Genomic DNA, 21,013 nt, shown 5'->3' with positions numbered 1-21,013 from the left:
GGATCGGGGCACGGATCGGGACACGGCGCGGCGGCCGGGCCCGCGTCGTGCTCCCCGGCGTTCCCCGGCGTCAGCGGTGGCGTCCGCGGGGCTTCAGCGGGATTCCGGGAAGCTCGGGAGCGGGCAGCGGAGTGCCGAGCGCGCCCGGTACGGTGCCGAACGCGTCCCCCGTCATCCACTCCCGCCTGAACCGGACGATCTCGTCGTGGTCGCGGCCGACGAAGTTCCACCACATCACGATTCGCTCCTCGAACGGCTCGCCGCCGAGAAGCAGGGCGCGCGCGGGCTCCCCGGCCCGCAGGGTGAGCCGGGAGCGTCCCGCGCCCAGATAGAGCAGCGGCCCGGGTGCGAGGTCCGTCCCGTCGGCCAGCACCGTGCCGGACAGGCTCAGCACGGCGTACTCGAAGTCCGGCCTGAGCGGGATCACGGCCTCCGCGCCCTCGCCGAGGGAGATTTCGGCGCCGGTCAGGGGGCTGTAGGTGCGGGCGGGGGACACGAGGCCGCCCAGCTCGCCCATGAGGACCGTCGCCGTGAAACCGGGCCCGGCCAGCGACGGCAGCACGGGATGGTGCTCGAAGCCGGGAGCCGTCTCCCGGTCGGCGGAGGGGAGCGCGACCCACAGCTGCACGCCGTGCAGAGCGGTGTCGCGAGGCGACTCCTCCGAGTGCGAGATGGCGCGGCCCGCGGTCATGAGATTGAGCTGTCCCGGTCGGATCACCTGCTCGCTGCCGAGGCAGTCACGGTGCAGCACCTCGCCCTCCACGAGCCAGCTGACCGTCTGGAGCCCGGTGTGCGGATGCGCGGGCACGCGCATGGTCGCCCTCTCCGGGCCGTAGTGGTCCAGGAAGCACCACGCTCCCACCATCCGGACGTCCCGGTTCGGCAGGGTCCGGGTCACCTTCATCCCCCGTGGGCCGCCCAGCACCACGTCGCGGCCCGTCAGCAGTTCGTTCACCGGTTCCACGACGCCCGCGATGCCGCCGCACTCGGTCTCCCGAGGAGACTGTTCCAGATTGCTCATGTTGAGAATGTACGGTCGCCGCTCCGCCGTCCTCCTGCCCGCCCGCGGGTCCCCAGGCCTCCGGCGGGGCCGTCGGGACCCCCCTCCGTTATCCCTCTACCTCCCCTCCGCCGCCTTCGCGTCCCCACGGGCGCGGCACGCACGCGGCCCTGGCGGGTTGGGACCATGCCGTGACCATGCGGCGGTGCGGGCCGCCTCCGGGTGCCGTTACCGTTGACCGGGTGGAGGAGATCGACCGCCGGATCGTGACGTTGCTGGCCAAGGATGGCCGGATGAGTTTCACCGACCTCGCAAGGGAGACCGGGTTGTCGGTCTCGGCCGTGCACCAGCGCGTGCGCAGGCTGGAGAAGCGCGGGGTCGTGCGAGGCTACGCGGCGCTCGTGGACTACGACGCGATCGGGCTCCCGCTCACCGCGTTCGTCTCCATCAAACCCATCGACCCGGCCGCCGCGGACGACGCCCCGGACCGTCTCGCCCACCTGGGCGCCATCGAGGCCTGCCACAGCGTGGCCGGGGACGAGAGCTACATCCTCAAGGTCAGGGTGGCCTCGCCGATCGCGCTCGAGGAGCTGCTCAACCAGATCCGCAGCTCGGCCAACGTCTCGACCAGGACGACGGTGGTGCTCAGCACGCCGTACGAGCACCGCGCGCCCGAGCTGATCGGCGCGGACGACGACAAGCCCGACGAGCAGGTCTGACCCCGGGCCGCGGGCGTCCGCGGCGTGGCAGGGGAACCGGCTGGTGAGCGTCCGCGGGCCCGCTGCGGGAGCCCGCGCGGACACATGAGGCACCGGGCCGCCTGGCCGTGGTGGCGAGCGCCGTACGGCCCGCGCGGGCGCGAGCCGTACGGCGCCGCCCTCACGCCATGGCGTGGAAGTGGGCGCGCAGGGTGGCCTTCGCCTCCTCGGTCGCGCCGAGGGTGTCCAGGCCGAGCAGGGCGGCGCCCATGATCGGCGGGACGTCCGCCACGACCAGCTTGGCCTGGGGGGCCTGCTCGGCGTAGCGCTCCTCGATCAGGCCGTTCAGCAACGGGTCGCGGGCGGTCAGCACGCCGCCGCCCAGGACCACCTCCATCGGGGTGTCCAGCAGGCCGAGACGGCGCAGCAGGGCCATTCCGAGCGCGGTGGCCTCGTCGGCCATCCGCGTCACGATCGAGCGGGCCACCTCGTCACCGGAGGCCGCGACCGACATCAGCACCGGCACCAGTTCGTGCAACCTGTCGAGCGGCGTGCGGCCGTAGTAGAGGTTCAGCGAGGCCTCCTCGACCGTGTGGGTGCCGAAGTGCTCGCGCACCGCCTGCTGCAGCGCGGTCGGCCTGCCCCGGCCGTCCTCGGAGCGGATGGCGGACCACAGCGTCTCCTTGCCCAGGCCGTACCCGCCGCCCCAGTCGCCGGTGAGCTTGCCGAGGGAGGGGTATCTCGCCACCTCGCCGGTCGGGGAGACCGCGGCGGCGTTGATGCCTCCGCCGCATGCGATGACGACCCCCGCGGGCCCGGAGGCCCCGGCGCGCAGCAGTGCGAAGGTGTCGTTGCCGACGACCACGTCCTGGCCGTACCCCCTGGCGAGGATCTCGTCGCGGAGGACCTCCTCCTCGACCGGCAGGTCGGCGCCCGCCACGTAGGCGGCCACGTGGTCGGCGAACGGGGGTTTCGCGTCCTGGCCGAGCATCGCCCGCACGGCTTCGGCGATCGCGTCAACCGCGGTGTCCACGCTCGTGAGCTGCGGCTGGAAGGGCCCTCCCCGGCCTGTGCCGAGGACGGAGCCGTCTTCGGCGATCAGCGCGACGTCGGTCTTGCTGTTGCCGCCGTCGACCGCCAGCACGGTTCTCACGTCGTCGCCCAGGGCAGGTGCTGGCGGTTGGCCTCGACGAGGCGCAGCGCCAGGTCGTCCGACAGCGAGGCCTGGCCGATCAGCGGGTGGGCCAGCAGCGCGTCCGACACGCGCCTGACACCGCCGTGCAGCGCGGCGTCGAGCGCCAGCGTCTCATAGGCCGTGACGTGCGCGATGAGCCCCGCGTACAGCGGCTCGACGGGGGCGACGGGCAGTGCCTTCGCGCCGGTCGCGGTGATCGTGGCCGGGACCTCGATGACCGCCTCGTCGGGCAGGAAGGGCAGCGTGCCGTCGTTGCGCAGGTTGACCACCTGGGCGTCGCCGCGGTCGCCGAGCAGTGAGGCGATCAGCGCGACCGCGGCCTCGGAGTAGAACGCGCCGCCCCGCTTCTCCAGTAGCTCGGGCTTGGTGTTCACCGACGGGTCCGCATACATCTCCAGCAGCCTGGCCTCCATCGCGGCGACCTCCGCGGCGCGTGAGGGCTTGCTCCGCTGCTCCTCGACCACGGCGTCGTGCTCGTAGTAGTAGCGCAGGTAGTAGGAGGGCACGACGCCGAGGTGGCGAATCAGGGACACGGGCAGGCCGATGGCCTCGGCGATCTCCTCGCCGTGGTGGCTCTCCAGCGCCTGCGGCAGCACGTTCACGCCGTCGAGGTGGACGGACCGCACCCAGGTCAGATGGTTCAGGCCGACGTGGCCCAGCGAGATCCGCTCCGGCGCGACCCCCAGCCCGGCGGCGAAACGGCGCTGGAGGCCGATGGCCACGTTGCACAGGCCGATGGCCCGGTGCCCGGCCTCGAGCAGCGCCCTGGTGACGATGCCCACCGGGTTGGTGAAGTCGATGATCCAGGCGTTGGGCGCGTGCTCGCGGACCTTGGCGGCGATGTCCAGCACCACGGGGACCGTGCGCAGGGCCTTGGCCAGGCCGCCCGCGCCGGTCGTCTCCTGGCCGACACAACCGCACTCGAGCGGTAGCGTCTCGTCGACATTGCGCGCGGCTTGGCCGCCGACGCGCAGCTGGAGCAGGACGGCGTCGGCTCCCGCGACTCCCTCCTCGACCGAGGCGGTCGCCACGACCCTGGCCGGGTGGCCGGCGTGCGCCAGCATCCGGCGGGCCATCCCCGCGACCAGCTCGAGCCGGGTGGGGTCCGGGTCGACCAGCGCGATCTCGGTGATGGGGAGTTCGTCCCGCAGCCGCGCGAATCCGTCGATCAGCTCCGGCGTGTACGTCGAACCGCCCCCGACTACGGTGAGTTTCACCCTTTAACTCCTGTCAGTGTCACGCCCTCGATGAAAACTCTCTGGGCGAAGAAGAACACGATGATCACCGGTGCCATGACGAGGAGAGTCGCCGCCATGGTGAGGTTCCACTGCACGCTGTGCAGTGCCCGGAAGGACGCCAGTCCAAGGGACAGAGTCCAGTTCTCCTCTTTTATCTGTGCGTAAAGCAGCGGTCCGTAGTAATCATTCCAGCAGTAAAAGAACTGGAATAGGGCGACCGCCGCGATCGCGGGCCTTGCCATCGGCAGGATCACTCTGACCAGGGTCTTGAAGTCTGAACAGCCGTCAACGCGGGCGGCCTCCGTGTACTCCCTGGGGATGGTGACCAGGAACTGCCGTAGCAGGAAAATCGAGAAGGCGTCGCCGAAGAGCAGTGGCAGAATCAGCGGCCACAATGTGCCGGTGAGATCGAAACGCGCCCAGATGAGGTAGATGGGGACGGCGACGACCTGCGGGGGCAGCATCATCATCGTGATGACCGCGAAGAAGGCCAGTTTGCGTCCCCTGAAACGGAAGCGGGCCATGGCGTAGGCCACGGGAATCGACGACAGCAGCGTGAACAGGGTGCCGAGCCCGGCGTAAAGCAGCGTGTTTCCCAGCCAGGTCAACAGGTGCGATCTGGCGAACACCTCGCCGAAGTTGCTCCAGTTCCAGCTGTCCGGCCACAGGTCGCCGGTGAGCGCCTGGTCGTTGCTCATCAGCGCGGTCAGCGCGACGAACGCCAGCGGTCCGAGGAACATCAGCGACAGCGCGACGGCGACGGCGTGGGTGGCGATCCAGTACAGGATCCCTCTGGCGCGCCCCCGCGTGCCCGCGCGGCGGGCGGGGGAGGCGGTGGCGGCCGGGCTGGTGGCCAGGGTGCTCATCGGCTGCCTCCCTCATCGTCGGCGAACGCGCGGAACCGGCGCAGCAGGACGAGGGTGAGGAGCATGGCCGCCGCGAACAGCACCAGCGCCAGCACGCTGGCGTAGCCCATGGTGAAGTCGCGGAAGCCCACATGGAACAGCCACTGCGGCAGCGTCAGCGTCGACAGCTCGGGATAGCCGGGCACGAAGCTGCTTCCCGGGGAGTCGGTGACCCCCGCGGCGACCCTGGAGGCGATCATCGCCTGGGTGAAGTACTGCAGGGCGCAGATGACCCCGGTGACGGCGGAGAACATCAGCACCGGGGAGATGGTCGGCAGCGTGATGCTGCGAAACCGCCGCCACGCGCCCGCCCCGTCGATGGCCGCGGCCTCGTACAGGTGTTTCGGCACGTCCAGCAGCGCCGCCAGGAAGATCATCATCGTGTTGCCGATGCCCCACATGGCCAGCAGGGTCAGGCCGGGCTTGGACCAGTTCTTGTCGCCGAACCAGTCGGGCCCGGTGATCCCGAAAAGATCGAGGATCTGGTTGAGCGGCCCTGAGGGGTTCATCACGAAGACGAACGAGACCGTCCCCGCGACCACCGGAACCAGCGAGGGCAGGTAGAACACCGTGCGGTAGAAGCCCGCGCCCGCCTTCAGGGAGGTCAGGAACTGCGCGACCGCCAGGCCGAAGAGCAACTGGGCGGGGACCATGACGGCCACCAGCCACAGGGTGTTCCAGATGGAGATCCAGACCCGGTCGTCCTGGAGGAAGTAGCGGTAGTTGTCCAGGCCCGCGAACTCCAGTGTGAACAGGTCGTAACGCTGGAAGGAGAAGTAGACCGTCGCGGCGAGGGGGTAGGCGAAGAAGACCGCGAACCCCACCAGCCAGGGCGACATCCACAGCAGGGCCTTGCGCCCCTCGCCGCGCCGCCGTCGAGGCACCGCGCGTGTGACAGCGCTCATTTGAGGATCAGCTCCCGGAGAGCTTCAGCTTGTCGTCGAGGCGCTTGTCGACCTCGGCGAGCCCGGCGTCGAGGTCCTTGACGGAGCCCGCCTCCCAGTGGTTCATGAACTCCTGGAAGGACTCCTGGTTGAAGGAGCTGCTGACGCTGGAGGGCACCGTGCTCGTGCTGGGGTGCGCGAAGATGTCGAGGAAGGTCTGGAAGTTCGCGTCCTTCTTCAGCTCGGGCGACTCAAGCGAGGCCTTGGTCGTCGGCACGTTGCGCACCGCGTTCGACAGGGTCACCAGGGCCTGGGTGTCGGTGGTGAGATACTTCACCAGCTCCCAGGCGGCCTGCGGGTTCTTCGCGCCCTTCGGCACGCCGATCACGGTTCCCGAGGTGAAGCCGCCGCCGTACAGCTCCTGCCTGTCGTCGGCGACGGGGAACGGCGCGGTGCCGTAGTCGAGGTCCTTGGCCTCGTTGGCGATCATGGCGTTGCGCCACTCACCGTCCAGGACCATGGCGATCTTGCCCTTGTAGAAGGGATGGTCGGCCGACCACTCCTGGCCCAGGCTCTTGCGGAACTTGCTCAGCTTGTCGTAGCCGTACCAGTCGACGAGCTCCTTCTGCCAGCGCAGGAACCCCTTCCAGGCCGGGTCGGAGCCGATCGCCGAGGTGCCGTCCTCCTTGTACCACTTGGCGCCGATGACCGGCGCGAAGTGGGAGGCGACGTTCTCGTAGTACTGGAAGCTCGGGACGAACCCGGCGACCTGGATGTTCCCGTCCGCGTCCCTGACCGTGAGCTTTTTGGCGAGCTCGGCCAGCTCCGACAGTGTTTTCGGCGGCTGGTTTCCCTTCATCAGGGCCTTGTTGTAGTAGAGGCCGTAGGCGTCGGCGAGCAGCGGCATCACACAGCGCTTCCCGTCGAACTCGGTGTAGGCGCGGGAGGCCTCGGGGATCACCGAGATGTCGACGCCGTCCTGCGCGATCACCGGGGTGAGGTCCTGGAACGTTCCGCTCTTGCACCACTGCGCCACGTTGTCCGTGGTGAAGGAGGAGGCGACGTCCGGTACCTTTCCACCCCGCACGGCCTGGGTTATCTGGTCGTCCTGTACGCCCTTGACCAGCTTCACGGTGATCTGCGGATACTTCGCGTGGAACCCGGCGACGGCGTCCTCGAACGCCTTCACCTCGCCGGGCGAGGTGAACCCGTGCCACAGCTCGAGGGAGGCGGCGGGCAGGGCGGTGGACGCGGAGCCGGAGGGTTTCCGCCCGGCTCCGAGCGCGGGGGCGTTCTCCTTGCCCGCGGTGCACGCGGTCAGTGCGATGGCCGTGAGGGCGGTCACGGCGAGGGTGGGAAAGCGTCGGCGCACGACGGCTGCCTCCTTACGTGTGGGGGTCACGAGGGGAAGGTGGGGGTGAGGCGGGGGATCAGGTGGGGAGGGTCGAGCTGAAGACCTCGTCACGGGTGGTGGCGAGGGCGAGGTCGAGCGCGCCCGCGATCACGGGGTTGCCCTCGACGGCGGAGAGCAGCAGCGGGGGGCGGGGGATGGTCAGCGCGTGGAGCTCGCGCTCGACGAGCTCTCGCAGGGTCTCACCGCCCGACATGAAGGTTCCGCCGGTCAGCACGATGAGCTCGGGATCGATGACGGAGGTGATCGAGGCCAGGCCGACCGCCAGGCGGGCGGCGACGTCGCGAAGTCCGGCGCGGGCGTTGTCCGCGTGCTTTCCCGTGCCCTCGGAATCCCGCACGGCGTTGCTCACGGCCTGCGCGAAGGTGGCGCCGCGCACGCCGTACGATCTGAGGATTCTGAGTACGGCGGGTCCGCCGGTGAGGGCCTGGTAGCCGTGGTTGGTGTAGCGCCCGGCCTCCCTGGCCGTCGGCGCCCCGGGGGCCGGCATGTAGCCGACCTCGCCCGCGCCCCCGGTCGCGCCCCTGTGTAGCCTGCCGCCCAGCACCAGCGCGGAGCCGAGGCCCTCGTCGGCCCACAGCAGCACGAAGTCCTGGTGGCCCTGGGCCACGCCGTGCGCCTGTTCCGCCTGGGCGACGAGGTTGACGTTGTTCTCGACGGCGACCGGGACGCCGAGACCCTCACTGAGAGTGGAAACCAGGTCGGGGATGTGCCAGCCGGGCATGTCCTTGCTGGTGGCGTAGCCGAGCCTGCCAGTGCCGGGGTCGATCGCCCCCTGCACGCCGATGACCGCGTGCCGCAGGTCGGCGGGGGCGTTCGCCCCCTCGAGCGCGGCGCGGACCCGCTCGACCACGTCGCCTCCAGAGCGGCCCGGGGTCTGCAGCCGGTGTTCGCCGATCACCGTGCCCGTGATGTCGGCGACCCTGGCGTCGATGTGCGTGGGGGTGACGTCCAGCGCGGCGACGTGCGCCGCGGAGGGGTTGAGCCGGTAGACCTCCGCCGTCCGCCCGGGCAGTCCCTCGCGGATTCCGTTGAGCACGACCAGCCCCGCTTCTTGCAACCGGGCCAGCAACTGGGATGCTGTGGGTTTGGACAGGCCGGTGAGAGCGCCGATCTCGGGGCGGGTCAGCGGGCCGCGCTCCAGGAGTGCCTGCAGGGCGGCCCGATCGTTGATCGCCCGCAGCAGGCTGGGAGTGCCGGGGGTGGGCTGGGTCACAGGTCCTCCGAGTCCACGCGTCCAGAACGCCCGTAGGGTGGAGTTAGGAAAGTTTCCTAACTCCCAATGAATCTAAGGAACCCTGGTCGGTTGCGTCAAGCGCGGGAGGAGGGTGCAATCAACCTGTGATGGCCGGGGAGCGGCCGAGCATCTCGACGGACCTGCTAAGGTGATGGTTTGTCACAACAACTAGCGCAATGGTCCGGAGTATCCCATTAGTATCAACCATAATGGAGCGAAGGCAACCCGTCAAATCGAGCTCGCCAAGGAGCAGGAGTACGTCTCCGGCCTTTACACGCGGCTCGACCTGCTACGCGAACGCACTCAGCGTCAGCTGGACGACGTGCTGGCACAGGGCGGCGGCGGTGGCACGCACCAGAACCGTTCTGAGCGGGACAGCTTCGCCGGGATGTACGCCGAGCGTCTCGGACGCCTGTGGGCGGTCGAGAACGGCCTGTGCTTCGGACGCCTCGACAACGCCGACCAGAGCTCCCTTTACATAGGCCGCATCGGCCTGGCGGACGACGACCAGCGGCGGTTGCTGATCGACTGGCGGGCTCCGGTCGCTCAGCCATTCTACGGCGCGACCCCCGCGGCCTCGATGGGCGTCATCCGCCGCAGGCACCTGCAGACCAAGGCCCGCAAGGTCATCGGGATCGACGACGACCTGCTCGACCTGGACAACCTCACCGAAGAGGACGTGAGCACCCTCAACGGCGAGGCCGCGCTGCTGGCCTCCATCGACGCCAGGCGGACCGGGCGGATGCGCGACATCGTGGCCACCATCCAGTCGGAACAGGACCGCATCATCCGCTCCGACCTCAACGGCGTGCTGGTCGTGCAGGGCGGTCCCGGCACAGGCAAGACCGTGGTCGCCCTGCACAGGGCCGCCTACCTGCTCTACACCCACAGGGAGAGGCTGGCCCGCAGGGGTGTGCTGATCCTCGGGCCCAACCTGACCTTCCTGCGCTACATCGAGCAGGTGCTGCCCTCCCTGGGCGAGACCGACGTGCTGCTGTCCACGGTCGCCGAGCTGTATCCCGGGATCACCGCCACGGTCAAGGAGCGTCCCGAGGTCGCCGCGCTCAAGGGGGACGCGCGGATGGCCCAGGTGGTCGCGCGGGCCGTGCGGGAACGGCAGCGGGTGCCGCGCAAGCCGGTGGAGATCCGCCTCGACCGTTACACCCTCAGGCTCGACGGGCGTCTCCTGGACGCGGCGCGCAACCGGGCGTCCCGATCGAGGAGGGCCCACAACGAGGCCCGCGGGATCTTCGTCCGCCACCTGCTCAACGCGCTCGCCAGGCAGGCCGCCGCCAAGATCGGCAAGGGGGCGATCGACGACGACGAGCTGGCCGACATCCGTGAGGAACTGCGCACCGAGCAGCCCGTCAAGGCCGCGTTGAACAGGCTGTGGCCGTACACGACCCCGCAGCAGCTCCTCATCGGGTTGTTCACCTCCCGCGAGCGGCTCGACTACGCCGCGGCCGACCTCGGTGAGGCCGAGCGGAAGCTGCTGCTGCGCGAGCCGCCGCGCAAGGGGGAGGGCTGGTGGGCCGAGTCCGACGTGCCGCTGCTGGACGAGGCGGCCGAGTTGCTCGGCGACATCGACCCGTCGGTGCTGCGGGCCGGGGCATGGATGGCCGAGGAGGAGCAGGCGGCGGCGCGCTCCGCCGCCGCGGAGGAGCGGCAGCACCAGCTCAACTACGCCAAGGAGGTGCTGGAGCTCACCGGCCTCTCCGAGATCATGGACGCGGAAAGGTTCGCCGCCAGGCACCTGAACGACGAGATCTACCTCACCACCGCCGAGCGCGCCGCGGGCGACCGCACCTGGGCCTTCGGCCACGTCATCGTGGACGAGGCGCAGGAACTTTCGCCGATGGACTGGCGGATGGTGATGCGGCGCTGCCCGAACCGCTCGATGACGATCGTCGGAGACCTCGCGCAGACCGGCTCCTCGGCGGGGGTGCGGTCCTGGGGCAGGATGCTCGACCCGTACGTGGCGGGGCGCTGGCGTGAGGAACATCTCAGCGTCAACTACCGCACCCCGAGCGAGCTGATGGCCGTGGCCGCCGATGTGCTGAAGCTGGTCGGGCCGGGTCTCACCGCGCCCACCTCGGTCAGGGAGACGGGAACCCGCCCGTGGGCCGCCTCCCCGGTCGAGGCTCTCCCGCGGCTGGTCAAGACCGAGGCCGTCGAGGGCGGCCGCATGGTCGTGATCGTCCCCGAGTCGGCGGTCGAGGAGACCGGGGAGCTCGTGGCAGGGAGCGTCGACGGGGCCGTCGGCGGCGCCGTCACGGGCCGCGGGAGCGCCGTCCTGGACGCCCCGGTGGCCGTCATGACCGTCGCGGAGGCCAAGGGGCTCGAGTTCGACGCGGTCATCGTGGTCGAGCCGGAGCTGATCCTGCGGGAGTCGCCTCGCGGGGCGAGTGATCTTTACGTCGCGATGACCCGTGCCACCCAGCGCCTTGGCGTCGTGCACACGGGCCCGCTGCCGGAGGCGCTCGCTCGACTTGAGCGACATCGGATCACATGAGAGCATTGACGGCTCTCGTCGATCATGCCCCAGCTGCGAAAACTTGGTGTTTCCGCTGTTGGTGACACGGTTGACATCTGCGCTGGGGTCGGTAGTTTGCTGCCCAGTCCAGCACGGGACTGGCCGGTTGGCCGTCTTTCGGCATCGTCGGTTCCTGCGCCCGTGACGGGGGTCACCCCGTCCGTACAGCCAGGCGCAGGGCCGGCGCTTCGTCGAGGCGGGGCACCCCAACCGGGCGGGGGGTTGGACCCAGGAGGGGCCTGGACACCCAGTAGACAACGGCAATCCGCGCTCGCCGCCGACGGGACGGAACCGGTCCGAAGGGTGGTCCGGGCCCTCTTCCCGCTCCCGTGCGAGCGTCGCAAGCGTCGGGGTGGCCTTCAGTGATGAGGGTCACCCCGTTGCCGTTTTCCCGCCCCTGATCTCGCGCTTTGGGAGAGTGGCGGTGGAGCGGTACCGTTCGGGCTAGAAAGACGGGTCAGGATTGGATGTCAACCCGTCCCGCGACCTCACAAGGAGCCCCGCCCGTGGTGCAGGAGAAGACGACCGGCCCGGCGCCGGGAGCGTCCGCGCCGGGCGCGGGGCCGGACGTTCCGCCAGGAGGGCCCGCCGAGCACGGGCGCCGCGCTCTCGTGGGCAGGATCGTCTGCGCCGTCGCGGGCGGCCTGCTGCTCTTTCTCGCCTTCCCCCCGCTCGGACTGTGGTTCCTCGCGCCGTTCGGCGTCGCGCTCCTCGTCCTGGCGGTGCGCGGCACCCGCGCCCGCCGCGCCCTGTGGCTCGGCTTCCTGGGCGGCCTCGCCTTCCTGCTGCCCGCCCTGCGCTGGGTCAGCCCGATCGGAACCGACGCCTGGCTGGGCCTGGTTGCCATGGAGAGCCTGTTCTACGCGGCCTGGGCCGTGTGCGCCGCCCTGACCTCCAGGCTGCCCCTGTGGCCGTTGTGGGGCGCCGCGCTGTGGGTGGCGATGGAGTGGGCGAGGGGGACCTTCCCATTCGGCGGGTTCCCCTGGGCGCGGGTGGCCTTCAGCCAGGGGGAGTCGCCCTTCACCCCGTACGCGGCCCTCGGCGGGGCGCCGCTGGTGAGCTTCGCCGTCGTCCTGTGCGGCGGCCTGGTCGCGCTGGCCGCGGTCAGGATCGCGGCGTCCCGGGTGGGAACCCGCTCCGAGGGGGCGTCCGCCCCGCTCGGCCCGCTCGGCGCGCGGAGGCTCGCCCTCCCGGTCGTCCTGCCGCTCGCGGGGGCGCTGGCCGTCCCAGCCGCCGCGCTCGCCGTCCCCCGCCCCGGCGACGAGGGCAGGAGCGTGACCGTCGGGGTCATCCAGGGCAACGTCCCCGGCAGGGGCATGAACCCCCTGGGAGACGAGCCCGCCGTGGTGCTGGGCAACCACACCCGCATGCTTCACGAGATGGCGCAGGCCGTACGGCAGGGCGCCGTCAGGAAACCCGACCTCGTCGTGCTGCCGGAGAACTCGACCGACATCGACCCCTACCGCAGCGACTTCGCCCACCAGCAGATCGACGCGGCGGTCAAGGACCTCGGGGTGCCCGTCCTGGTCGGCGCCGTTGTCGGGATCGGCGAGAACAACCGCGCGACCCGCAGCCTGGTGTGGGACCCGGTCACCGGGCCCGGCGCCTACTACGACAAGCAGAAGCTGGTCCCGTTCGGCGAGTACACCCCGCTTAAGGAGCTCGTGCTCGCCCTGTTCGAGCGGGCGAATCTGGTCGGCAAGCAGTCGGTGCCCGGCACCCGCGACGGCGACCTGAGGCTGGGCCCGGTGACCGTCGGCGCGATCAACTGCTACGAGGTCGCCTTCGACGACATCGTCGGCGGCACCGCGAGGACCGGCGCGAGCCCGCTGGTCGTGCAGACCAACAACGCCACGTACGCGCTGACGAACCTGCCCGCCCAGCAGCTCGCCATGTCGCAGTTGCGTGCGGTCGAGCACAACAGGGCGGTGATCACCTCCGCGATCACGGGTATATCCGCCTATGTGACCCCCCAAGGAAAAATCGCCTGGCGTACCGGCGAACTGGTTCCCGCGATGAACGTCCTCACCGTGCCGGTGCGGACCGCCCAAACCCTCGCCACTCGTGTCGGAGCCCTGCCAGAGTGGCTCCTGATCGCTGTGGGCGCGGGCGCACTGGCCGCCGCCTGGCGGCGCAGGACACGCACCTCGGCCCCCTTCGCGGGCCGGGCCGACGAGCAGCAGGTGGGAGAGGCGTGATGGAGCGGATGCCTGGCCGGGTGCTCGTCATCGTCCCGACCTACAACGAGCGAGAGAACCTCCCGATGATCGTCGGGCGGCTGCGCGCGGCGGTGCCCGAGGCGCACCTGCTGATCGCCGACGACAACAGTCCCGACGGCACCGGAGAGATCGCCGACGGCCTCGCCGCGGACGACGACCACGTCAGCGTGCTGCACCGCCCGGGAAAGCAGGGACTGGGCGCCGCCTACATCGAGGGCTTCCACTGGGGGCTGAAGGAGGGCTTCGACGTCCTCGTCGAGATCGACGCCGACGGCTCCCACCAGCCGGAGGAGCTGCCCAAGCTGCTGGAGAAGGTGGCGGACGGAGCGGACCTGGCCGTCGGCTCCCGATGGGTGCCCGGCGGCAAGGTGGTCAACTGGCCCATCTCCAGGGAGCTCCTGTCGCGCGGCGCCAGCCTCTACAGCCGGATCATGCTCGGCGTCCCGATCCGTGACGCCACCGCCGGATTCCGCGCCTACCGCGCCTCCACCCTGGAGAAGATCGGGCTGAACGACGTGGAGTCGCAGGGCTACTGCTTCCAGATCGACCTGACCCTGCGCACCGTCCACCACGGCCTGCGTGTCACCGAGGTGCCCATCACCTTCGTCGAGCGCACCGTCGGGGCCAGCAAGATGAGCCGGAGCATCATCCTGGAGGCGCTCTGGCGGGTCGCCGTGTGGGGAGTGACCGGGCTGCCCCGGCGCCTGCGCCGTACACGCTGAGCGAACACCGGGCCGAAGCGGGGCGGGCGTGGAACGCGTCGCCGCCCCCGGACGTTGTCACTGTCGTACGGCTGTCGTGTGAGTCGAGGAAAAGATGCGCTTACTGCTGTTCCTGCTCTTCCTGGTGGTCCCGGTCCTGGAGATCTGGGTGCTCATCCAGGTCGGTCAGGTCATCGGCGGCTGGCCCACGGTCGCCCTCCTGCTCGCCGACAGCCTGCTCGGTGCCTGGATCGTCCGCAGGGAGGGCCGCAGGGCCTGGCGGAATCTGCAGGCCGCGCTGCAGAGCGGTCGGATGCCCGACCGCGAGCTCGCCGACGGCGCCATGATCGTCGCGGGCGGCACGCTGCTGCTCACCCCCGGGTTCGTCACCGACATCGTGGGTTTCCTGTGCATCCTGCCCTTCACCAGGCCGCTGGTCCGCAGGCTGGGCGCGTGGTTCCTCGCCCGCAGGGTCAGCGCGCTCGCCAGGACGGCCGCGGGTCCAGGCCTCGGCTCGCCGTTCGGCGGCCGGGGCCCGGCCGGTTCCCCCTTCGGGGAAACGGGGTCGCCCTTCGACGCGATGCGCGGCCAGGGCAGGGGCTCCGGCCCCGTCATCCACGGCGAGGTCATCCGCGAGGAGCAGGACACCCCGGGAGCCCATGACTCCCGACGTGACCTCACAGGGCACTGAGGTCGGCCAGGCGACGCAGCGAGCGCCGCAGTAGCACCGCGCTCAACGGTCTGGCCAGCGGCCAGCCGAGCCGCCCCACGGGGCCGAACGGCAGGTCCAGCTCCTCTTTCCAGAGGATCGAGCTGCCGCCGCCCGCGCGGGGCAGCACGTGGAAGACGCCGGTTCCGCGCACCAGCCTGCCGGTGTGCCTGACCGCCACGGTGTTCGGCGGATCCCATCGGGTGATCTCCATGGTGTCCAGGAACCCGAAGGGGCCGACCCCGCTGAAGGCCGCCAGCCTGCTTCCCGCGCTGCGGCCGTCCCCCTCGGTGACACGGGCACTGGTCAGGATCATCCACTCGTCGTGTCTCGGCCAGTCGGTCAGCACGGCGAAAACCCGCTCGGGGCTGGCCGCCGCGTTCACGGCGACGCTGATGCGGGAGTGACTCACCTCCCGATCCCTCCCCAGGCAAGCGTGTCGCCGAAACCTCGGCGCGCCTCCCGGCGCACGATTCGCACGAGGCGGCGGGAAAAGGGCGGCGGCCGGTCGCGCCCGCGCGGCGGTGGGCGGATGATACGGCCATGGGCATCCGAATCGTGGTTGGGCTGGCCGGAGGCACCGAGCCCGGTCAGGTCGTCGAACGACTGCTGGAGGCAGGGGCGGATGACGTCCTCCCGCCCCGCGTCGAGCTTCCCGGCGTGCTCGTCGCGCTGTTTCCCGACGCCGTCGGCTCACGGGAGGCGGCGGCCAGGGCGGGACGGCTCGAGGGAGTCGCGTACGCCGAGCCGGACGTCCTCAGGAGCGGCTGACAGCCGTCTCCCCGCCTACGACCAGCCCGTCGGCGAGGCGGACATGGTCGCGTCGGGCTCGTGCAGCCTGAGCATGGTCAGGCCGATGCCCGCGAGGCCGAGGAGCAGGTCGGGGACCTCGCCCGCGCCCGCTATGCCGCACGGCCAGCCGTCGGCCAGGTCCCGGTGCCCGAGCATGATGTGGCCGACGTTCCTCGCGGCGCGCAGGTGATCGCCGTTGTTCAGCACCCTGGCCGCGGTGAGGAACAGCTCGGCGGCCCCGGCCAGTCCGTGGCACAGCGACATGTCGGCCGGTTCTTCCCGCCGGAGCGCCGTTCCCACCCTGACGGTGAGGTCGCGGGTGGCCTGGATCGCGGCCGAGGCCTCCGCCAGTGCGAGGGTGTCGCCCGTGAGCTGGTAGGCCCGCAGCCTGGCGAGCCCGATTCCCACCGCGCCGTGGCACCAGAAGATCGGATAGGCGGGCCGGTGGCCGTCCCGCGTCGCGGACCGCCTGAGATCGGGCCAGTTGCGGTGCGCGACCGCGTACCATCCGCGCTCGTAGCGCATCGCCGCGACGGCTGTTTCGAGGAGCGGGAGATCGTCCGCCAGCGTCCCCGCCTCCTGCAGCGCGAGGGCCACCCCCGCGGTGCCGTGGGCCAGGCCGGTCAGGTTCGGTCCCCCCTCGCCCGAGTCCCACAGGCCCCACGAACTGCCCCACGGCTCCGCCGAGGCGCACGCGGCGAGTTCTCGCGCGGCGGCCACAGCGGCGGTGAGCAGTTCGGGACACCCGGTGTGGCGGTAGATGTGCAGCAGGCCGAGCACGATGCCCGCCACTCCGCCGATGAGGTCGGGCCCCAGCTCGCCCGCGACGTCGGCGGGCTCCCGCGCGACGGCGCGGGCGAGCTCGGCGGACGCGGTGACCAGTTCGGCGTCTGACAGCCGCAGGCCGACGGACAGCGCCGCGACGGCGACCCCGGTGACGCCGTCGTAGAGCCCGAGTCTGCCGGTTTCCGCGAGGGCGCGCGCCTGGGACAGGGCGTGGGTGATCGCCTCGCGGGAGAGACGGGCCAGGCGGCCCGTTTCGTCGTATCGCGAGGCGTGGCCGAGGAACAGGCCGATGCCCGCGGCGCCGCTGTACAGGTCGACGCCGGTGTCGCCGTGCTCGATGCGCGGGTTCTCCTCGGTGCCGGTGACCGTGGCGCCCTGCCAGCGCACGCCGGAGGGCGCGGGCAGCGCCTCTTCGGCCAGCCGGTGCGCGATGGCCATGGCGGACTCGACGAACGGGTTCACGGCGTCCTCCAGGGGGTGCGGGGGTCGATCCCCGCGGCGTGCAGGCCTTCGACCAGGGACGCCAGGATCCGCGGGCGGTCGGTGTTCCCGCGCAGGGCGTTGAGCAGGCCACCGGCCAGCGCCCGGCACCTGCTCTGCCCGAAGCTGCCGCCGTCCTTCGGGTCGTGGGCCTGTGCCATGCCGGGGGCGACGCGCCGGGTCAGCGGAGGCACCGGCGGGCCGAGCAGCGAGCCGATCGTGCCATGGACCTCGGTCAGGAGCGCCAGGATCCGGTCCTCGTGGTCGCGTCCGTGATAGAGGACCAGGCTGTCCACCCTGTCGTAGGCCTCCGCCGACGCGGGGCACTTGAGCGAGTAGGGGAGGGCGTCGCGTTCGAGCGCCTCGGTGACCGCGCGCAGCACCGGTGCCACCGTGCCCGGGGCTACATTGAGGTAGGCGCGCCCGAACGGCGCCTCCGGCGCTTCCTCGAGGAACTGGGCGCACCAGAAACCCGTCTCCTCGTCGGTCCAGTCATGCCTGCGCACGACGTCGACGCGTTCACCCGGGGCGGGCGGCGCACCGGGGCGCAGCGGCGAGACGTACTCTCCCGGCTGCACCGATCGCCCGTGGCCGTTCTTGGAGACGTGGCAGTGACCGCCGGGAGCCGCGGAGACGACCGTCCAGCCCGGGTCGAACAGCTCCGCCCCCGCGTGCGCGGCCCGCAGCAGGGAGGTCAGGTCGCCGTCCCAGCGAGGGGAGAGCAGGGGCTGCACGCCTGACGGCGAGGCGGTGTACCAGCCGCGGTACAGCTCGTCGGCGAGCCGTTCCCGCGCGTCGTCCGAGGTCAGGCATACGGTCGTCCCCGCGACCCTCGCGAACTCGCCGTCCAGGGGCTCGACGAGAGCGGCCAGCCGGTCCAGAGCGGCCAGCACGTCGGGTTCGAGGAAGTGGGTCGGCGGGTCCAGTGCGGTCCGCGCGTCATCGGGAGATCTCATCGGCACATCCCGCTCAGGAGGGTGGTGAGCCGGTCGGTGTCGGCCCCGAGCCGCCGTGCCACGTCGACGGTCGGGTCGGCTACCCCGGCCATCCCGGCCTCACCGGCGTGCTCGGCCTGCTCCAGCGCGAGGTGGATCAGCCTGGCAACGGTGAAGAGCGCGCAGCGCCGTTCGAAGTCGTGCTTCATCAGCGACGAACCGATGGCATAAGAGCGCATAAATGCGGATATGACGGGTGATTCGAGCGTCTCGTACGGCTCCGCCTCCCGGTGGACGGCGAGATGCTCGGCGATCACGGAGGCGACGTCCCAGGCCGGGTCCCCGAAGCCGGACAGCTCCCAGTCGACGACGCGCAACCTGTCCTTCACACCCGCCCCGCCCTCCTCGACGAGGCAGTTGTCCCACTTGAGGTCGCCGTGCACGAGACACAGGGGACGCCAGGCGGCGGCCCCCGCCTCCAGGAGACCGGGCAGCGCGGGGTCGGCGGCCACCAGGCCGCCGAGTTCCACGGCGGCCTGCGTTCTGATCCCCCAGTTCTCGGGGGCCGTGCCCGGCAGGTACAGGATGCCGGCTGAGGCGAGGGCGGGGGCGGGGACCCCCGAGGTCGCCGTGTGCCAGCTCGCCACGAGCGAGCCAAGGGACCGGGCCAGTTCGGGGGTCGCCACGGCGGGGGAGCGGCCCGCCGCCCGCAGGACGAGGACCTGGTGCCGCTCGTCGATCATCAGTGCCTGGGGGAGCACCTCGGCCAGAACGCCGCTCCAGCTCGCGAGACGGTAGACGAAGAGCTCCGCGCCGAGGCTGCGGCCCCTCTCCCACGCCTCCCGCCGCAGCCGTTTGACGGCGTACGCCTGCCCGCCGGGTACGGCGAGCAGGTGGACGCTGTGGGATCGGGAGAGGTCGGCGACCTCGGGGGCGTCGGCCACAACCCCCGCCGCGGCCAGTGCCCGCGCGGGGGAGGGCGGCTCACGCCAGGCAGGGGTGGCAGGGGCGGACGTCATGGGGTGTAGCCCATTCCGTAGGGGTCGTACCCGTAGGGGTCGTACTGCTGGAAGTCCGTCTCCAGGGGACGGCCAGGGTCGCCGGGTCCGCCGCACTGGAGGGTCGGCGGGCACAGCCGGATCGAGACGGGCGAGCAGTCGAGGACGGTCCGCGTGGGGCAGAGCACCGGGAACGACCGCAGGCACGTGATGACGATCTGCGTGGGGCAGACGATATGTGTGGGGCAGCTGATTATGGCCAGACTGGGGCACAGAACGGTCCGTGTGGGGCACACGACGACCAACCGTGAGGGCGGCACCGGACGGGCCCGCTCGAGGGCGGCCTTGGCGTCGATCAGCCCGCTTCCGTAGCGGTCGTTCGGCACCGGGTCGGCGGGATCGTCGCGCAGGGGCCGGGCGGTGTCGCGGATGATCTGGCCGACCTGCGCCGAGGAGAGCGCGGAGTTGGCGGACAGGATCAGCGCGGCCAGTCCCGCGACGTGCGGGGAGGCCATCGAGGTTCCGCTGAGGGAGGCGTAGGTGTCGTCCCAGTAGGTGCTCAGCACGTTCACGCCGGGGGCGGCCACGTCGATGTGCGTCCCGGTCTGGGAGAACGGCGCGCGCTTGTCCGTTGAGTCGACCGCGCCGACCGCGATCACGTCCGGGTAGGCGGCGGGATAGCTCGGGTTGCCGGTGCCGTCGTTGCCCATCGCCGCGACCACCACGACGCCGCGGCCGACGGCGTAGGCGATGGCGTCCCGCTCCACGGTCGTGTCGGTCGAGCCGCCCAGGCTGAGGTTGATCACCTGCGCCCCGTTGTCGGCCGCCCACCTGATCCCGGCGGCTATGTCGGCCGAGCTGCCGATGCCGCTGACGCGCCCCGTGACGGTGTTGCGGGCGCGGACCAGCACCCGCACCGGCAGGAGCCTGCACTGCCAGGTCACGCCCGCGACCCCGGTGCCGTCGTTGCTCAGGCAGGCGATCGTGCCCGCGACGTGCGTGCCGTGGCCCACCTCGTCCTGCGGGTCGTCGTCGACCCCGGCGAAGTCGCCTTCGAGCACCCAGGGAGAGGGAACGGCCGGGTTCGGGCCCCAGTCGACCAGGTCGCGTCCCGGGCGCAGCAGCGGAGCGAGCTGGGGGTGGTTGAGGTCGACGCCCGTGTCGACGACCGCGACCGTGACGCCGGGGCTCCCCGTCGTCACGTTCCACGCCTCCGGGCAGTTGATTTTCGCGAGGCCCCACTGCTGCGCATAGCTCGGGTCGTTGGGGATCACATAGCTCTCGCGGTAGCGGTTCGGCTCCGCCGTCTCCACCTCGTCCAGCGACGCGAGCCGTTCCACCGCCTCCGTGACGGGGTTGGCGGGGTCGAAACGGACCTTGTAGGTCGAGGACAGCGGGGTGAAGTCCCGGGCGACCGCGAAGCCCTGCTCCGCGCTGGGCGGGGCCGGGGTGTGCACGGCGGTGATCGACCGGGTGCCGAGGTCGGCGAGCACGCTGTCGAGTCCGGAGACGCCGAAGTCCGAGGCGAAGCCCTGTCCCCCTCTGGAGGGGCCGGTCGGCACGCTCACCGTGAGGGCGCCCGCGGTCTCCGGCTTGAGCCTGAGGACCACCTCGCCGGGAATGATGTCGTCCGAGCCCCCTCCGAACACGGTGAGGGGTTCGCCCGGGGTTCCGTTGCCGTCGTTGTTCGGTGGCACAACGCCTCCGTTCGCCGCCCCACAGCCGTCCGCTGCGGGGCCGGTCTACATTCGTGCGGTCAGGGTGATCTCACGCTAGGAGGCGTCACGGCCACGCCGCCCCGGGGACGGACCCGGGGGTTTCCCTAGGGCCTGTCCCCAAAGTGATCTAGGTTGTGCGAGATCATCCTCAGGTGATCCGCCGCCATGGACTCGCAGACCAGGAGTGGGAGAAGCCTCGCGAGCCTCTCTCATCCGGCCGGACGGGACGCCCCGGGAAGACGACCGACGCGTCCTCAACGGCATCGTGTGGAAAATCCGCACCGGTATGGCCTGGCGCGACGTTCCGGAACGGTACGTAGGCCCGGTGAGCGGGGAGGGGCGCCGCCGGGGTGAGGGCCAGGGCGACGGCGGTGATGATGAGGGTCCCGGTCGGCACGTGTGCGGGGTTGTGCCGGTCGGCCAGCCGTCCGGCGACGATGTTTCCGGTCAAGGTGCCGGTTCCCCGGGCCGGCAGGATGACGGTGGGCAGCGGCTCGGAGCCTCCGGTCGCATTCCGCAGGGCCGGAGCTCATCGGTGTGTCTGCTGCTCATCTTGCTTTCGATTCCCCCTGGC

18 protein-coding genes and 1 pseudogene are annotated in these 21,013 nt (G+C 71.1%); 7 read left to right on the top strand and 12 right to left on the bottom strand.

Going from position 1 to position 21,013, the window contains the following annotated elements; genetic code table 11:
- Positions 1-70 precede the first annotated feature (70 nt).
- On the bottom strand, positions 71-1,021 hold the full coding sequence (locus AB0395_RS26275; RefSeq protein ID WP_366284992.1) for a pirin family protein: 951 nt from the start codon (positions 1,019-1,021) through the stop codon (positions 71-73).
- 221 nt (positions 1,022-1,242) lie between these two features.
- Here AB0395_RS26275 and AB0395_RS26270 point away from each other — a divergent pair, with 221 nt between their 5' ends.
- Positions 1,243-1,719: a winged helix-turn-helix transcriptional regulator gene (locus AB0395_RS26270; protein WP_366284989.1), complete on the top strand. Its 477-nt coding sequence runs from the start codon at positions 1,243-1,245 to the stop codon at positions 1,717-1,719.
- 160 nt (positions 1,720-1,879) lie between these two features.
- Here the strand turns inward: AB0395_RS26270 and AB0395_RS26265 are convergent, their stop codons facing one another.
- Genes AB0395_RS26265 through AB0395_RS26240 form a run of 6 tightly spaced genes read right to left on the bottom strand, consistent with a single transcriptional unit; the run spans position 1,880 to position 8,547 of the window.
- On the bottom strand, positions 1,880-2,851 hold the full coding sequence (locus tag AB0395_RS26265) for a BadF/BadG/BcrA/BcrD ATPase family protein (RefSeq protein WP_366284987.1): 972 nt from the start codon (positions 2,849-2,851) through the stop codon (positions 1,880-1,882).
- Positions 2,848-4,110, bottom strand: coding sequence for a 6-phospho-beta-glucosidase (locus AB0395_RS26260; protein WP_366284985.1), 1,263 nt, complete (start codon positions 4,108-4,110; stop codon positions 2,848-2,850). Before AB0395_RS26260 ends, AB0395_RS26265 begins: the two co-directional genes overlap by 4 nt.
- A complete protein-coding gene (locus tag AB0395_RS26255) occupies positions 4,107-4,997 on the bottom strand; it encodes a carbohydrate ABC transporter permease (RefSeq protein ID WP_366284983.1) in 891 nt (296 codons plus the stop codon). The genes AB0395_RS26260 and AB0395_RS26255 overlap by 4 nt, the downstream gene beginning before the upstream one ends.
- Positions 4,994-5,941, bottom strand: a complete 948-nt coding sequence (locus AB0395_RS26250) for a sugar ABC transporter permease (RefSeq protein WP_366284980.1) — start codon at positions 5,939-5,941, stop codon at positions 4,994-4,996. Before AB0395_RS26250 ends, AB0395_RS26255 begins: the two co-directional genes overlap by 4 nt.
- Before the next feature lie 7 nt (positions 5,942-5,948).
- Positions 5,949-7,322, bottom strand: a complete 1,374-nt coding sequence (locus AB0395_RS26245; RefSeq protein WP_366284978.1) for an ABC transporter substrate-binding protein — start codon at positions 7,320-7,322, stop codon at positions 5,949-5,951.
- Between the two features lie 28 nt (positions 7,323-7,350).
- A complete protein-coding gene (locus tag AB0395_RS26240; protein WP_366284975.1) occupies positions 7,351-8,547 on the bottom strand; it encodes an ROK family transcriptional regulator in 1,197 nt (398 codons plus the stop codon).
- A gap of 343 nt (positions 8,548-8,890) precedes the next feature.
- Here AB0395_RS26240 and AB0395_RS26235 point away from each other — a divergent pair, with 343 nt between their 5' ends.
- From AB0395_RS26235 to AB0395_RS26220, 4 genes are all read left to right on the top strand, one after another.
- Positions 8,891-11,080 carry an ATP-binding domain-containing protein gene (locus AB0395_RS26235; protein WP_366284972.1) on the top strand — a complete coding sequence of 730 codons (2,190 nt, stop codon included), beginning with the start codon at positions 8,891-8,893 and terminating at the stop codon, positions 11,078-11,080.
- A 527-nt stretch (positions 11,081-11,607) separates the two neighbouring features.
- Positions 11,608-13,299 (top strand): apolipoprotein N-acyltransferase, encoded by a 1,692-nt coding sequence (lnt, locus tag AB0395_RS26230; RefSeq protein WP_366284969.1) that lies wholly within the window; start codon positions 11,608-11,610, stop codon positions 13,297-13,299.
- Positions 13,299-14,042 (top strand): polyprenol monophosphomannose synthase, encoded by a 744-nt coding sequence (locus tag AB0395_RS26225; protein WP_366284966.1) that lies wholly within the window; start codon positions 13,299-13,301, stop codon positions 14,040-14,042. Before lnt ends, AB0395_RS26225 begins: the two co-directional genes overlap by 1 nt.
- Positions 14,043-14,136: 94 nt before the next feature.
- Positions 14,137-14,712 carry an FxsA family protein gene (locus AB0395_RS26220; RefSeq protein WP_366284964.1) on the top strand — a complete coding sequence of 192 codons (576 nt, stop codon included), beginning with the start codon at positions 14,137-14,139 and terminating at the stop codon, positions 14,710-14,712.
- Here the strand turns inward: AB0395_RS26220 and AB0395_RS26215 are convergent.
- Positions 14,699-15,142 (bottom strand): SRPBCC family protein, encoded by a 444-nt coding sequence (locus AB0395_RS26215; protein WP_366284962.1) that lies wholly within the window; start codon positions 15,140-15,142, stop codon positions 14,699-14,701. The genes AB0395_RS26220 and AB0395_RS26215 overlap by 14 nt on opposite strands.
- A 131-nt stretch (positions 15,143-15,273) precedes the next feature.
- Here AB0395_RS26215 and AB0395_RS26210 point away from each other — a divergent pair, with 131 nt between their 5' ends.
- Entirely contained in the window at positions 15,274-15,501 is a 228-nt protein-coding gene (locus AB0395_RS26210; protein WP_366284960.1) for a hypothetical protein, read from the top strand.
- Between the two features lie 15 nt (positions 15,502-15,516).
- Here the strand turns inward: AB0395_RS26210 and AB0395_RS26205 are convergent, their stop codons facing one another.
- From AB0395_RS26205 to AB0395_RS26190, 4 genes are read right to left on the bottom strand one after another with little or no spacing between them, the layout of a single operon-like run.
- A complete protein-coding gene (locus AB0395_RS26205; protein ID WP_366284958.1) occupies positions 15,517-16,770 on the bottom strand; it encodes a lanthionine synthetase LanC family protein in 1,254 nt (417 codons plus the stop codon).
- On the bottom strand, positions 16,767-17,744 hold the full coding sequence (locus AB0395_RS26200) for a T3SS effector HopA1 family protein (protein ID WP_366284955.1): 978 nt from the start codon (positions 17,742-17,744) through the stop codon (positions 16,767-16,769). The genes AB0395_RS26205 and AB0395_RS26200 overlap by 4 nt, the downstream gene beginning before the upstream one ends.
- Positions 17,741-18,742 carry a phosphotransferase gene (locus tag AB0395_RS26195; RefSeq protein WP_366284954.1) on the bottom strand — a complete coding sequence of 334 codons (1,002 nt, stop codon included), beginning with the start codon at positions 18,740-18,742 and terminating at the stop codon, positions 17,741-17,743. The genes AB0395_RS26200 and AB0395_RS26195 overlap by 4 nt, the downstream gene beginning before the upstream one ends.
- Positions 18,739-20,418 carry a S8 family serine peptidase gene (locus AB0395_RS26190; RefSeq protein WP_366284951.1) on the bottom strand — a complete coding sequence of 560 codons (1,680 nt, stop codon included), beginning with the start codon at positions 20,416-20,418 and terminating at the stop codon, positions 18,739-18,741. The genes AB0395_RS26195 and AB0395_RS26190 overlap by 4 nt, the downstream gene beginning before the upstream one ends.
- A gap of 176 nt (positions 20,419-20,594) precedes the next feature.
- Between AB0395_RS26190 and AB0395_RS26185 the strand changes: the two are divergent.
- Positions 20,595-20,755: pseudogene (locus tag AB0395_RS26185) on the top strand (transposase); the annotation flags it as partial.
- Between the last annotated feature and the right edge of the window lie 258 nt (positions 20,756-21,013).

The organism is Streptosporangium sp. NPDC051023, from assembly GCF_040689595.1.
Taxonomy (GTDB): domain Bacteria; phylum Actinomycetota; class Actinomycetes; order Streptosporangiales; family Streptosporangiaceae; genus Streptosporangium.
This window is presented reverse-complemented; position numbering and strand designations above follow the sequence as displayed.

Bases quoted from the DNA above. Each gene is read 5' to 3' on its own strand.
- AB0395_RS26275 (WP_366284992.1), bottom strand. From the start codon at position 1,021: ATGAGCAATCTGGAACAGTCTCCTCGGGAGACCGAGTGCGGCGGCATC.
- AB0395_RS26255 (WP_366284983.1), bottom strand. From the start codon at position 4,997: ATGAGCACCCTGGCCACCAGCCCGGCCGCCACCGCCTCCCCCGCCCGC.
- AB0395_RS26250 (WP_366284980.1), bottom strand. From the start codon at position 5,941: ATGAGCGCTGTCACACGCGCGGTGCCTCGACGGCGGCGCGGCGAGGGG.
- AB0395_RS26225 (WP_366284966.1), top strand. From the start codon at position 13,299: ATGGAGCGGATGCCTGGCCGGGTGCTCGTCATCGTCCCGACCTACAAC.
- AB0395_RS26220 (WP_366284964.1), top strand. From the start codon at position 14,137: ATGCGCTTACTGCTGTTCCTGCTCTTCCTGGTGGTCCCGGTCCTGGAG.
- AB0395_RS26210 (WP_366284960.1), top strand. From the start codon at position 15,274: ATGGGCATCCGAATCGTGGTTGGGCTGGCCGGAGGCACCGAGCCCGGT.
- AB0395_RS26200 (WP_366284955.1), bottom strand. From the start codon at position 17,744: ATGAGATCTCCCGATGACGCGCGGACCGCACTGGACCCGCCGACCCAC.
- AB0395_RS26195 (WP_366284954.1), bottom strand. From the start codon at position 18,742: ATGACGTCCGCCCCTGCCACCCCTGCCTGGCGTGAGCCGCCCTCCCCC.